At 65.0% G+C, this 13346-nt stretch carries 11 protein-coding genes; 7 read left to right on the top strand and 4 right to left on the bottom strand.

What is annotated here, in order from left to right; genetic code table 11:
• The first annotated feature begins 66 nt into the window (after positions 1 to 66).
• Genes ROS217_RS18855 through ROS217_RS18875 form a run of 5 tightly spaced genes read left to right on the top strand, consistent with a single transcriptional unit; the run spans position 67 to position 6642 of the window.
• On the top strand, positions 67 to 1704 hold the full coding sequence (locus tag ROS217_RS18855; protein ID WP_009819396.1) for a phytoene desaturase family protein: 1638 nt from the start codon (positions 67 to 69) through the stop codon (positions 1702 to 1704).
• Positions 1701 to 3260, top strand: coding sequence for a phytoene desaturase family protein (locus ROS217_RS18860; RefSeq protein WP_254656457.1), 1560 nt, complete (start codon positions 1701 to 1703; stop codon positions 3258 to 3260). Before ROS217_RS18855 ends, ROS217_RS18860 begins: the two co-directional genes overlap by 4 nt.
• Positions 3257 to 4429 carry an aminomethyltransferase family protein gene (locus tag ROS217_RS18865; protein WP_009819398.1) on the top strand — a complete coding sequence of 391 codons (1173 nt, stop codon included), beginning with the start codon at positions 3257 to 3259 and terminating at the stop codon, positions 4427 to 4429. Before ROS217_RS18860 ends, ROS217_RS18865 begins: the two co-directional genes overlap by 4 nt.
• A gap of 37 nt (positions 4430 to 4466) precedes the next feature.
• Complete coding sequence (locus ROS217_RS18870; RefSeq protein WP_009819399.1) at positions 4467 to 5852, top strand: aminotransferase; 1386 nt, start codon at positions 4467 to 4469, stop codon at positions 5850 to 5852.
• The gene (locus ROS217_RS18875; protein ID WP_009819400.1) at positions 5845 to 6642 is read left to right on the top strand and encodes a phytanoyl-CoA dioxygenase family protein; all 798 of its coding nucleotides are present in this window, start codon (positions 5845 to 5847) and stop codon (positions 6640 to 6642) included. The genes ROS217_RS18870 and ROS217_RS18875 overlap by 8 nt, the downstream gene beginning before the upstream one ends.
• Here the strand turns inward: ROS217_RS18875 and ROS217_RS18880 are convergent.
• The 3 genes from ROS217_RS18880 to ROS217_RS18890 form a co-directional block, all read right to left on the bottom strand.
• Complete coding sequence (locus tag ROS217_RS18880) at positions 6624 to 7220, bottom strand: GNAT family N-acetyltransferase (RefSeq protein ID WP_009819401.1); 597 nt, start codon at positions 7218 to 7220, stop codon at positions 6624 to 6626. The genes ROS217_RS18875 and ROS217_RS18880 overlap by 19 nt on opposite strands.
• Positions 7217 to 7996 carry a methyltransferase domain-containing protein gene (locus ROS217_RS18885; RefSeq protein ID WP_009819402.1) on the bottom strand — a complete coding sequence of 260 codons (780 nt, stop codon included), beginning with the start codon at positions 7994 to 7996 and terminating at the stop codon, positions 7217 to 7219. Before ROS217_RS18885 ends, ROS217_RS18880 begins: the two co-directional genes overlap by 4 nt.
• A 69-nt stretch (positions 7997 to 8065) precedes the next feature.
• Complete coding sequence (locus ROS217_RS18890) at positions 8066 to 8869, bottom strand: alpha/beta hydrolase family esterase (RefSeq protein ID WP_009819403.1); 804 nt, start codon at positions 8867 to 8869, stop codon at positions 8066 to 8068.
• 182 nt (positions 8870 to 9051) lie between these two features.
• Here ROS217_RS18890 and ROS217_RS24445 point away from each other — a divergent pair, with 182 nt between their 5' ends.
• Both ROS217_RS24445 and ROS217_RS18900 read left to right on the top strand, forming a co-directional pair.
• Positions 9052 to 9447 (top strand): hypothetical protein, encoded by a 396-nt coding sequence (locus ROS217_RS24445; protein ID WP_009819404.1) that lies wholly within the window; start codon positions 9052 to 9054, stop codon positions 9445 to 9447.
• Between the two features lie 5 nt (positions 9448 to 9452).
• Complete coding sequence (locus ROS217_RS18900) at positions 9453 to 11588, top strand: ATP-binding protein (RefSeq protein ID WP_009819405.1); 2136 nt, start codon at positions 9453 to 9455, stop codon at positions 11586 to 11588.
• Between the two features lie 12 nt (positions 11589 to 11600).
• Here the strand turns inward: ROS217_RS18900 and ROS217_RS18905 are convergent, their stop codons facing one another.
• Positions 11601 to 13268 (bottom strand): NAD+ synthase, encoded by a 1668-nt coding sequence (locus tag ROS217_RS18905; protein WP_009819406.1) that lies wholly within the window; start codon positions 13266 to 13268, stop codon positions 11601 to 11603.
• Between the last annotated feature and the right edge of the window lie 78 nt (positions 13269 to 13346).

Consider the following 13346-nt stretch of genomic DNA (forward strand, 5'->3'; position numbering starts at 1 on the left):
TTTGAGCGCTCAAAAAAACTTTACGGCGAATTCGGGTTTGGCTAGGATGACGACAGGAGCAAAGCCATGCGACCCCAATCCTCATTTGACGCCATCATCATCGGCGCGGGCCATAACGGGCTGACCGCCGCCGCGTATCTGGCACGCGCCGGCCGTCAGGTGCTGGTGGTGGAAAAGAACGACTGGATCGGCGGCGCGGCGGTCAGCCGCTCGCTGCACGAGGGCTGGACCTATTCCAACTGCTCTTATGTCTGCTCGCTCTTGCGGCGCGAGATTGTGCGCGATCTCGACCTGCCGAAATACGGCCTACAGGTGATCCCCTATGAGGGCGGGGCCAGTTTCACGCCGGACGGCGATTATTTCGCCTATTACTCGGATCACCACGCCCTGCACCGGGAAATGGCGCGCCATTCGCCCCGCGATGCCGATGCCTATCCGCGCTATGCGCAGATGATCCTGCGGCAATGCCGGTTCATCCGCCCGTTTCTGTTGCGCGACGCACCGGATCCCGCTTCGCTCCACCCCCGCGATCTGGGCGAGATGGCCTATATGGTGAAACAGGCGCATGGGCTGGGGCGGCGCGAACTGGCTGAAACCCTGCGTTTCTGGACCATGTCGATCGGCGACCTTCTGAACGAACATTTCGAGAGCGATCTGATCAAGGCGCATCTGGCCGGGTCGGGTATCATCGGGACGGGCTTGGGTGTCTATTCACCGGGCACCGCCTATGTGCTCTTGCATCATTACATGGGCGATATCGACGGCGGCATCGGGGCCTGGGGCTTTGCCCGGGGCGGCATGGGGGCGATTTCCGCAGCACTTGGCGCGGCCTTTGAGGCGGCGGGCGGCACCATTCATGTTGGCGCAGATGTCGCGCAAATCCTCGTCAAGGAGGGCCGCGTGACCGGCGTGGCGCTGGAGGATGGGCGCGAGTTTCACGCGCCGGTCGTGGCCTCGAACATGGATGTGAAACGCACGTTTCTGACCCATGTCGAGCGCGCCGCCCTGCCCGAGGACTTCACCCGCGCGGTGGAGCGGTTCAAGATCCGCGGCTCCTCGGCCAAGCTCAACATCGCGCTCGACCGCCTGCCCGCCTTTCCGGCTGCCCCCCAACATGCCAGCTTTCTGCGCGGCGATCTGCATGTGTCCCAAAGCCTCTGGGAGTTGGAGCGCGCCTATGACGACTGGAAGGCCGGACGCTGGTCGGCGCGCCCCTATATCGACATGCTGATCCCCAGCCAGATCGACCCGACCATGGCCCCGCCCGGCAGCCATATGATGACGGTCTTTGTGCAATATGCGCCCTACGACCTGGCGGCCGAGGGCCAGCGCAGCGGCCAGAACTGGACAGACGCCGCGCGGCACGCGCTGGCCGAGACCGTCTTGGACCAGATCACCATCGCCTGCCCGGATATCCGCGACCGCATTCAGCATATGGAGGTTCGCTCGCCCTTGGAGTTGGAGACGGAGGTGGGGTTGACCGAGGGCAATATCTTTCAGGGCGAGTTGACCTTTGATCAGCTCTTCTTCAACCGCCCCGTGCCGGGCTATTCCGGCTATGGCTCGCCCATCGCGGGCCTCTATCTCTGCGGCTCATCCGCCCATCCGGGCGGCGGGGTGATGGCGGCACCGGGGGCCAATGCCGCCCGCACGATCCTGCGCCGCGAATGGCCCCGCGCCCCGCGCAAGGGCTATGCGGCATGAGCGCCACGCGCACATTTGATGCCATCGTGATCGGTGGTGGGCTGAATGGTCTGGCGGCGGCGGGGGTGCTGGCGCGGGCGGGGCAATCGGTCTGCCTGCTGGAACGCGCACCGCATCTGGGCGGTCTGGCCGCCCCCGATGCCAGCGGCGCGCCGCGCATGGCGCATCTGCTCTATAATCTCAGCCCTGTGGTGCGGCGCGATCTGGGGCTGGGTGCACGCGATTGGCCGTTCAAAACCGTGGCCTTGCCCACTGTCGCGCTCTCCGAGGATGGGCGTCATGTGGTCACACAAGGCGCAAAGGCCCGCTTTGCCGATGGCGGCACCCATCCAGATGCGGCGGGTTTTGCGGCGCTCCACCAACGCCTGACCTCCTATGCCGCGCTGTTGCGACAGTTGGCCGAGGCAGCTCCGCCGGGGGGCGATGCGCCGCTCCTCTCATCCGCACGGCTGAAAGAGGTCTTGCGTCTGGGCCGGGTCGGTCTTGGCCTGCGGCGCATGGGCAAACCCGAAATGCGGCGGTTCCTGCAAATCCTGCTGTCGAATGCCTATGACCTCATTCTTGATGACATCCCCGATAGCCCCCTTGCGGGCCTTTTGGCGGCTGATGCCGTGCGCGGCGCGGCGGCGGGACCGCGCGCGCCCGGCACGGTCTTTGGCCTGCTCTACCGCATGGGGCATGGCGGTGGGGCAAGTCTGCCAATGGGCGGCATGGCAGCGGTGATCGACGCCTTCGCCGGGGCCGCACGACAGGCAGGGGCGGTCATCGAGACAGGCTGCGGAGTGGCGCGTATCCTGACCGATCAGGACCGCGTGACCGGCGTGATCACCGACGAGGGCGAGACACTGAATGCTGCCCGTGTCCTGAGCAGCGGCGGGGCGCGGATCACCGCAGAGATGGCCGGGTTGGCGCATTTCGACATCGAAGCATCCCGCCGCCTGCGCCATGTCCGCGCGCGCGGCACGGTGGCCAAGATCAACCTGACGCTTTCCTCTCTGCCCGCGATCCCCGGCCTGCCCGATGATCTGCTCTCGGCCCGCATGGTGATCGCGCCCTCCGCCAGCTATGTCGAAGAGGCGTTCAACCCGTCGAAATACCGCGAAGTATCGCCCCATCCGGTGATCGAGGCGCTCTTGCCCGGTCAAACGGACCCCGCACAACGGGGTGCGCAGGGCCACGCCCTCTCGCTCATCGTGCAATATGCGCCGGTCGATCTGGCGGGGGGCTGGCATGCGGCGGCGCGTGATACGCTGCTCCAGACCACGCTCAACACGCTCAGCCGCTACGCCCCCGGCCTGCCCGACCTTGTGACCGGGGCCGAAGTCATCCCCCCCGACCGGATTGAGGCCGAGACCGGCGCGCCGGGTGGACATTGGCACCATGCGGAAATGAGCCTTGATCAGCTTCTCACCCTGCGCCCTGCCATCGGCATCGGGCGCTATGGGATGGGTCCATCGGGGCTCTTCCTCTGTGGCGCCTCCGCCCATCCCGGCGGCGATCTGATGGGGCTGGCGGGGCGCAACGCGGCGCACGCAGCCCTGAGAGGCACGCCATGAGCATCGCCACCGATCCCAAGCTGGGCCTGATCGACGGGCCGGTGCATCCGCGCCTTGCCGCGCTCAACCGGGCGCAGGGCTGGTATGGCTGGGCCGGATATGCGGCCCCGTCCATGCTCGACACGGTCGAGTTCGAATATTTCGCCCTGCGCAATCAAGCCTCGCTCTTTGATATCTCGCCGATGCACAAATACCGCATCACCGGGCCGGACGCGGCGCGCGTGCTCAACCGTCTCGTCACCCGCGACGTGGCCAAAATTGCGACAGGCCGGGTCGGCTATGCGCTCTGGTGCGACGAAGAGGGTATGGTGATCGACGATGGCACGCTCTTTCACCTTGGGCCGGAGGATTGGCGGCTGTGCTGTCAGGAGCCGATGCTGACATGGCTGTTGGAGGCGGCATGGGGCTTTAACGCGGATATTCTTGACGAGAGCCGAGAGATTGCCGGGCTGGCCCTGCAAGGGCCGACCGCCTATGCGGTGCTGTGCGCGGCGGGGCTCGATGTGGCGCATCTGCGCCCCTTCGATCTGGAGGAGGTGGAACCGGGGCTGATGATCTCGCGCACCGGGTTCACCGGCGATCTCGGATACGAGCTTTGGACCGCGTGGGGCGATGCCCTGCCCCTCTGGGACCGCCTCTGGCAGGCGGGCGACAATCTCGGGCTGCGCGCCATCGGGTATGAGGCGGTGAATATCGCCCGGATCGAGGCGGGATACATGGTCGCGGGCGTCGATTTTCAGCCCGCCCATGCCACGGAACGCCTGCACCGGGGGCACACGCCGCTAGAATTGGGCCTTGGCCCCATGGTCGATCTCACCAAGGGGCATTTCAACGGCCGCCGCGCGCTCTTGGCCACCAAACCCCGCAGCCTCTTGATGAGGCTCGATGTCGAGGGGTTCAAACCGGCGCAAGGCGCGCTGGTCTATCAGGCCAAGCGCCGTGAGGTGGGGCATGTCACCTCAGGCGTGTGGTCGCCCACCGCCAAGCGCAACATCGCCCTCGCGCATGTGCAGATTCCCTATGCGGCGCGGCACCCGAGCACCCTCTGGGCCGAGATTTACACGCTGGAAGAGGGCCGGTGGGATCGGCGCATGGCGCGGCTGACGCCGGTCAAATCTGCCTTCTTCCGCCCGCCCCGCGCCCGCGCCACCCCGCCAGACCTGATCTGACCAGACCTGATCTGACCGGACCTGATTTCAGACGGAGATGACCATGAACACACACGCAAACACCCCCGCCCCCGATGACCTGACCCTCTGGGATCGCCGGCACAACCTGCACCCCTGGACCGGCATCCGCGACTGGCGCAAGTCTGATCTCTTGCGGGTCAACACCGCGCAGGGCATCCATATCTGGGACAGCACGGGCAAGCGCCATATCGACGGGCCGGGGGGCATGTGGTGCGTGCAGATCGGCTATGGCCGGGCCGAGATGGCCGAGGCGATCGCAGCGCAGGCGATGGCGATGCCCTATGCCTCGCCCTGGTCGTTTACCACCGAACCCGCCGCCCTCCTGGCGCGCAAACTGGCGGAGCTGACCCCCGGCGATCTCAACACGGTGCATTTCACCACCGGCGGCTCGACCGCCGTCGATACCGCCATCCGCGTCATGCAGTTCCTCAACAATCGACTTGGCCGCCCGGACAAGAAAATCGTGCTGTCGCGGGAAAAGGCCTATCACGGCTCGACCTATCTGGCGGCAACCATGACGGGCAAGGAACGCTTCAAGACAAGGTTCGACAAGGCCGATGATCTGGTGCGGTTCCTGCCCGATGTGAACCCCTACCGCCGCCCCGCGGGCATGAGCGTGGCGGATTGGGGCGATCTCAAAATCGCCGAGTTCGAGCAGATGATCGCAGAGGTTGGCCCTGGCCGCATCGGTGCCTTTATCGCCGAACCGATCCTGTGTTCCGGTGGCGTTGTCGTGCCGCCCCCCGGCTATCACCAACGCACCCACGAGATCTGTCGCCAGCACGACATCCTCTATATCTCGGACGAGGTTGTGACCGGCTTTGGCAGGCTTGGCCATTGGTTCGCCTCTGAAGATGTGTTCGGGTTCACCCCCGATATCATCACCTGCGCCAAGGGTCTCACCTCGGGCTATGTGCCGCTGGGGGCCTGCATCCTGTCCGATGCGCTGATGGAGCGTTTGGCCGGGGTCGAGGGCGATGATGTGTTCTACAACGGCTATACCTATTGCGGACATCCCGTGGCCTGCGCCGCGGCGCTCAAGAACATCGAGATCATCGAGCGCGAGGATATTCTGGCCCATGTCCGCCGCATCACACCGCAGTTTCAGGCGCGGTTGCGCAGCATCGGCGAGAGGTTCGACATTGTCGGCGACGCGCGCGGCATGGGTCTCTTGGGCTGTCTCGAATGTCGCCCCGACCTCAGCGACGAAAGCTATGCCAAACACCTGCAATTCGGCGCCAAGCTCGATGCCGCCTGCGAGGCGCGCGGCCTCTTGCTGCGCCCCTACGGCAATATGGCGGTGTTTTCACCGCCCTTGATCATCACCCCAGAGGAGATAGATGAAATGTTCGATATCATGGAGGCGGGGCTGACCCAACTCAGCGCCGAATACAATGGTTGAGGTCGCGCGCCTGACGGCAGATGCCGACGCGGACCTCGTCGCCGACACCCTGCTCAGGGATGGCGGCGTGGTGGTCAATGCGGTGGCGGGGTCCGCGCTGCTGGATCGCATCACCGCCGATCTGCGCGGCCCGTTCGACGCGCAGGGGCATAAGTTCGCCAATGATTTCAACGGTTACAAGACCCGACGTCTGGGCAGCATCCTCAAGATTTCCGAGGCGGCGGCGGATGTTCTGGCACATCCTCTGGTCATGCAGGTGGCCGACCGCGTGCTCAAACGCCACTGCGTCAATTACCGCATCGGCTCGTCCACCGCGATCGAGATCCTGCCGGGAGAAAAGCCGCAGGTGCTGCACCGCGACGATGATTTCTATCCGATCCGCATTCCGGGCGTGGAGTTTCAGCTCTCGGCCATGTGGGCGCTGGATGATTTCACCGCTGAGAATGGCGCGACACGCGTCGTGCCGGGGTCGCAGGATCTGCGCCCGATCAAGAGCATCACCGAGGATCAGATCACGCAGGCCGTGATGCCGCGCGGCTCGGTTCTGTTTTACCTTGGGGCCACGGTGCATGCGGGCGGGGCCAACCGCTCGAACGCGCCGCGCAAGGGGTTGATCACCACCTATTCGCTGGGCTGGCTCCGGCAGGAGGAAAACATGTATCTCTCGGTGCCCAAATCCAAGGCCGATGCCTATCCCGACGCCGTGCGCCGCCTGTTGGGCTATCAGGGCCACGGGCGCAATCTGGGCGTCTATCCCGGCGATCCCGATGGCTATTGGTTCGACGCCTGAGCCTGCCATTCGGCGCGGGTCATCTCGAACCACGCCACGTCACTGGCATAGGCGCGCGCCGGACCGCAATCGCGCAGTCCGCATTTGCGCAGCACATGTTGCGAGGCGGAATTGTCCGGATCGGTGCAGGCCACGACCTGCGCCAATGCCGTCTGCTCAAACGCAAAACGCAGCAGGCGGGCGCAGATTTCGGTGGCAAAACCCTGTCCCCATGCGCCGGGCTTGAGCAGATATCCCACCTCAATCGCCGCCTCGGGATAGGTGTCGGGCACCAATTGCGCCCAGTCCGGCTCCTCGGTCTCGATGGGGATCGGCGTCAGCACGCCATCGCCGATTTTTTCGCCGGTGGCACGGTCCTGCACGCACCATATTCCCAGCCTCCCCCCCGCGCCGCGCCGCCGCGCGTTGGGCATGTGGGCGCGCGCCTGTGCCTCGGTCAGCGTCTCACCGACAAATCGCATCACTTGCGGATCACACAGCAGCGCAACGCATAGATCCTCGTCCTCATCCGCCCAAGGCCGCAAGGACAGGCGCGGCGTGTCGAGCACCAGCGCCGCTGGCTCTATTGGCGCGATCATCCCGGCTTGCGGCCTCGGATGTGATGGGGACAATGCTCGCCTGATTGAATGACCGGCACCATCGCGGCCCATGTCTCGATCTGATGCGCGATAAAGTCCGGCCCATGCCGCGCCTCCCATGTCGCGCGGCGCGGGCCGGACAGCGCCTGCAATTCCGCCGCTGCCACCTCGGCATACCACGGGCTGCGGTCGACCAGAGTGACATCGCCAAACCCCGCCGCCGCCAGCGCCGCGCGGTAGCGCGCTGGCGACGCCATGGCGAAATCGAGCGCCTCAAGGGCGATGTAATGCGCCATCTCGGGCGACGGCGCGTCGTCATGTGCGCGCAACCAGTCCGAGGCGGCAAAGATGCCACCCGGCTTCAACACGCGAAACACCTCGGCCGCCAGCGCCTCTTTGTCGGGGATATGGATGATCGAATCCTTGGAAAACACCACGTCAAAGCTCTGATCCGGATAGGGAAACGGCCCCGGCGTGACCTTGTCTATGGTGATCCGTTCGCTCAGCCCTGCGGCATCGGCCCGGGCACGCGCGGCGGCACAGACCGGGTCTTCGACGTCGATGCCCGTGACATGCACCGCGCCGTGGTCGCGCACCATGAGCACCGCAATCGCCCCCGAGCCACAGCCGATGTCGAGCACCTTGGCGCCTGTCAGATCGACACCATCGAGCACCCGCGCCACTTCTTCCGGGCCACCGGGGGACAGAAATCCCTCGCCCCAGAGCTCCTCGAGAAAGCCGATATGGCTCTGATCATAGAGAATATCTTCTGACATGCGTCGCCCCCGACTGAATACCCATTCAGCCGAGTATTCCGCGAATAAGCCCCTCAGACAAGCCCCGCCTCAGAGTTGCCCCGCCGCCTGCAACCGATCCCACGCAAAGCGCAGATAGCTGCTGCGAAACGAATGCCCGCCCGGATGCAAGCAGAAATCGAGCACGTCGCCCGTGGGATTGCGGCGGTTCTGACACTCGAGATCCTCGAATTCCGTTTCGCCATTCGGGCGGAATCCACCCAGCGCCTGATACATGTCCAACGATTCGGCCACATCGCCCTGGCGCGTCTCCAGAATGGGCCGCCCGGCCAAGGGCACCGTCGGATCAGTCGTGCCGTGAATATGCACCAGGCTCGCCGCAGGCGTGGCGCAGGTCTCGGGCGGTTTCATCCAGAAGGTGCCGGAAATCGCGGCAAAGCCCGCGAACCGCTCTGGCATGGTGCAGGCGAGGTTCCAGACCATCATGCCGCCTGCGGAAAATCCCGCTGCCATCAACCGCTTGGTATCAATCGGAAACCGCCGCGCGGCATCCTCGATCACCGCCTCGACATAGCGGAATTCCACCGATCCGTCACTGTCCATATGGCGTGGCGCATAGGGAATCACCCAATCGTCATCGGCGGATTTGAGCGCGATCAGCGCGAGCCCCATGTCCGACACCATCCGGCGCAGGTTCTGATTCTGCATCACCGCCGCCGCCGACCCGCGATAGCCATGGGCATAGACCACCGCCCCCACCGGGCCACCCGTCTGCCCTTCGGGCATGGCAATGCGGTAATGCCGGTCGCCAAGCATGCAGTCGGTGTCCGGCCCGCAGGCCAGCGCGGGCCCCGTAAGTGCCGCCAACGTCAGCAAAATTGCAATAACCCGCATCGCGCCCTCCTGAAACCGACTGGCTCTAATCTGTGCCTAACCCTGACAGAGACAAGTCACAAGCGCGTGGCGCGTGTCCCCTGCTCACGCGGTTGTGATCGGAGTGCCCGGCGCGGATCAACCCTTTGGTAACGTCAATGCGCTTGGATGGACGCAAAGCTGCCCGATGACGGAGATGCCGCATGACACGATTAGCCCTCTTCGCCTTGCTGGCGCTCAGTCTGTTTTCCGGGACCGGCGCTCAGGCGCAATCGCTGACAGAGGTGCGCACCCAGCTTCAGGCGGCGCTGCAACGCAGCCTGAGCCGGTCGATGATGGATGGCGCGCTGCCGCATCTCGACCTGACCACCGGGCAATTGACCAAATTCTACCCGACCGAGAACCACGAGATCATCCTCAAGATGGAGGCGGTCTATGTGATGTGCGCCACCCTCCTCGGCCCCGATGGCAAAGAGGTGCCGGTGGATTACTACATCACGCAGAGCGGCGGAAGGTATGGCGTGATCCGGACCGAGATCGACAATCGCACCCCGCTCAAGGCGCTGATGGACGCGGGCCGCGCCACCCGGCTGGAGTGACCCCGATGGCCATGACGGATGGGGCGGCGCTGCGCACGCCGACGCTGGGACTATATCTCAAGCTGACGGCGGTCATGGTGCCGACCTTCTTGCTCTTTGCCGCCTCTGGCCTCTTGTGGCTCAGCGAAAAGAACCTCTTGCGCAGCGAAGAGGCGATGGCCATGCGCATCGGCAATGCCACATCACGGCTGGGGGGCGCGCTGGAGCGCTTCAGCGATCAGGGCGATGGCGCGGTGGATTGGGCAAGCCCCTATGTCACCGACCTCATGCAGACGCTGCTGGGCGATCCCGCAATCCGCTGTGTCGAATTGGTCGACCCGGCCAATCGCGCCGTGCTGGCCGTGGTGCCCGAGGGGCTGGGTTGTCAGGGGGCCGATACCGCGGTCTCGCTGCCCTATGAGGTGTTTTCCTGGCCCATCACCGAGCTTGTCACCCGCTTTGACGAGCGCGAGATTGCGACCGTCAAACGCTATCAGCGCGATTTCCTGCTCTTGCTGCTGGCGGGCGGCATCCTCATTGCCGCGCTTGCCAATTGGCTCTCGTTTCGCGTCATCGTGGGCCGCCCGCTGCGCCGCCTCATCACCCGGTTGGAAGAGGCGCGCGAGGTGGCGGTGATCGCCAATGACGCGAAATCCGATTTCCTCGCCAAGATGAGCCATGAGATCCGCACGCCGATGAACGGCATCATCGGCATGGCCGACATGCTCTCGGAAACCGATCTGACCCCGGAACAGGACAGCTATGTCAGCACAATGGTCCGCTCGGGCGATGCTCTTTTGACCATCATCAACGACATTCTCGATTTCTCCAAGATCGAGGCGGGCAAGCTCACGCTCGCCTCCGAGCCCTACCGCCTGCGCGAGATTGTCGAGGATGTGACGCAACTTCTCGCCCCGCTGGCCGCGCGCAAGGGGCTGATGCTCTATTCCGATGTCGCGCCCGACCTGCCCGAAATCATGCTCGGCGATGCCGGGCGATTGCGCCAGATCCTTGTGAACATCGCGGGCAATGCGGTGAAATTCACGCTTGAGGGCCATGTCGCCCTGCGCGCCAGCGCCGGCGGCCCCGGCCAGATCGTGATCCGCGTCCATGACAGCGGCGTGGGCATTCCATCGGATCAACAGGACAAGGTCTTTACCGCTTTTGAGCAGGTGGACAACACCGCCACCCGCAGCTTTGGTGGCACCGGCCTTGGCCTTGCGGTCAGCCGCCAGTTGGTGACGCTGATGGGGGGCACGCTGACGCTCCATTCCCGCGAGGGTGAGGGCACGCGGTTTGACATCACCCTGCCGCTGATCCCGCAAGAAAGCGGCGGGCGGGGCCTGCGCGCCACGCCTCTGGCGCAGCCCGGTCTGGATGCGCCGGTGATCTGGCTGCTTGATCCCTGCGCCGACCGCCGTGCCGGGATCGCCGCCCCGCTCACCCATCTCGGGGCCCGCGTGATCGCAGGGGGGAGCGTCGCCGATATGCCCGCTGCGGCCAAGCCGGCGCTCATCCTGCGCGATGACCGGGTGGCTGACGGTGATCTGACCGAGGGGGCAACGCCACAGATCCTGCTGTCCGACCGCGCCGTTGCCCCCTCGGATGCCATCCGCTCCGTGCTGCGCAAACCGCTGCGCCACGCGCTTTTGATCGAGGCGGCGCGCGCCGCCCTCAACGGCCATCTCACAGCACGTCCGTCCGAGCCTGCGCCCGCGCGCCGCGCCGAGGACTGGGCCGAGGGGCTGCATATCCTTGGCGTCAATGACAATGCCACCAACCGCCTCTTGCTCGAGCGCTATTTTGCCCGCTCCGGCGCGCAGCTCCGCCTTGCCGCCAGCGGTGCCGAAGCGGTGGCGCTCTATGGCGCGGCCCCTGCCGATCTGGTTCTGATGGATGTCTCGATGCCCGGTATGGACGGCTATCAGGCTACCGGCCTGATCCGCACGCAAGAGGCGGCGCAGGATCTGCCGCCCGCGCATGTGGTGGCCGTGACCGCCAATGTGCTCGAGCAACACCGGCAAGAGGCGCATCTGGCGGGCATGGACGGCTTTCTTGGCAAACCGCTGCGCAAGGCCGATCTTATCGCCTATATCGCCCGCCTGCGTGAGAGCGGCGATCTCATGCCGCGCCCCGCCGCACATCGCCCCGCCGCCGAATAACCCGAGTCGCGCTCAGCCCTCTCCCGATCCGTCCCGCCAGCGATTGACGATCGGATAGCGGCGATCGAGCCAAAAGGCCCGATGGCTCAGCCGCGTGCCGGGGGCGGCCTGAAACCGCTTGTACTCGCTGATGTAGAGAAGGTGTTCGACCCGCTTGGCATCGCCGAGCGTGTAGCCCGCCGCCACACAATCCGAAATCGAGCCGTCCTGATCGACCAGAATGTCCAGAATGCCGTCCAACACCGGATAGTCGGGCAACGAATCGCTGTCCTTTTGATCGGCGCGCAATTCCGCACTGGGCGGTTTGTCGATCACCCGCGCGGGGATCACCACGCCCGCGCCGCCCATCATCCAGTCGCGATGCTGGGCATTCCGCCAGCGGCAAATCTCGAACAGCCGCGTCTTGTAGAGATCCTTGATCGGGTTATACCCCCCCGCCATATCGCCATAAATGGTGGCATAGCCCACCGCCACCTCGGATTTGTTGCCCGTGGTCAGCAGCATCTCGCCAAACTTGTTGCTGAGCGCCATCAGCAAGAGCCCGCGCAGGCGCGACTGGATATTCTCCTCGGTGAGATCCGGTTCTATGCCGTCAAAGAGGGGGGCCAGCGTCGCCGTGATCGCCGCACGCCCGGCATCAATCGGCACGAAATCATAGCGGCAGCCCAAATTTTCCGCGACAGCCTTGGCATCCTCCAGCGACTCGGGCGAGGTAAATTCCGACGGCAACATCACGCAGCGGACGTTCTTCGCCCCCACCGCATCGACGGCAATCGTCGCCACAATGGCGCTGTCGACCCCGCCCGAAAGGCCCAGCAAGACCTTTGAAAGCCCGGATTTGCGCAGATAGTCGCGCAAGCTGAGAACCATCGCGGTATAATCCTGCTCCAGATCATCCGGCAGATGCGCCAGAACGCCCGGAGCCGCGCGCCAGCCCTCCGGTCCCCGCTCCAGATCGACATGCACCACCGCCTCTTGGAACATCGGCAGTTGCACCGCCAGCGCCCCACCGGGGTTGAGCACGAAAGAGCCGCCATCGAACATCTGATCGTCTTGCCCGCCCACCATGTTGAGGTAGATGAGCGGCAAGCCGGTCTCGATCACCCGCGCCACCATCATGTTCTGGCGCAGGTCCATCTTGTTGCGGTAATGCGGCGATCCATTGGGCACGAGCAGGATTTCGGCCCCGGTCTCGGCCAATGTCTCGGCCACATCCTCGTGCCAGGCATCTTCACAAATCGGGCTGCCGATCCGCACACCTGCCACCGTATAGGGCCCCGCCACCGGCCCGCTCTCATAGAGCCGCACCTCGTCAAACACGGTCTCATTGGGCAGGTGATGCTTGAGCACGCGGGCGCGCACCGCCCCCCCCTGCAAGACGTAATAGGCGTTAAACAGCCCAACACCGTCGAGTGCCGGGCCGCCAATCGCCAGCGCCGGACCCTCGGCGCAGTCGCGCGCCAGCGCCTCGATCGTTGCAATCGCAGCCTGATGAAGTGCGGGCTTTCGCACAAGATCCTGCGTGTTGTAGCCGGTGATGAACATTTCCGGCAGCGCCACCAGATCGGCCCCCGCCGCGCGTCCCTCTTGCCATGCCGCACGCGCCATGCGCGCATTGCCTGCCAGATCCCCCACCGTCGGGTTCAACTGCGCCAATGTCAGGCGAAACCTGTCACCCATGTCCGTGCCCTCTGCTTATCCTCGGGCCTGATGTAGCAGATCGCCGCCGGAGGGAAAGACGATTTGGCCAAAACCCGT

Source organism: Roseovarius sp. 217 (assembly GCF_000152845.1).
Lineage (GTDB): Bacteria > Pseudomonadota > Alphaproteobacteria > Rhodobacterales > Rhodobacteraceae > Roseovarius.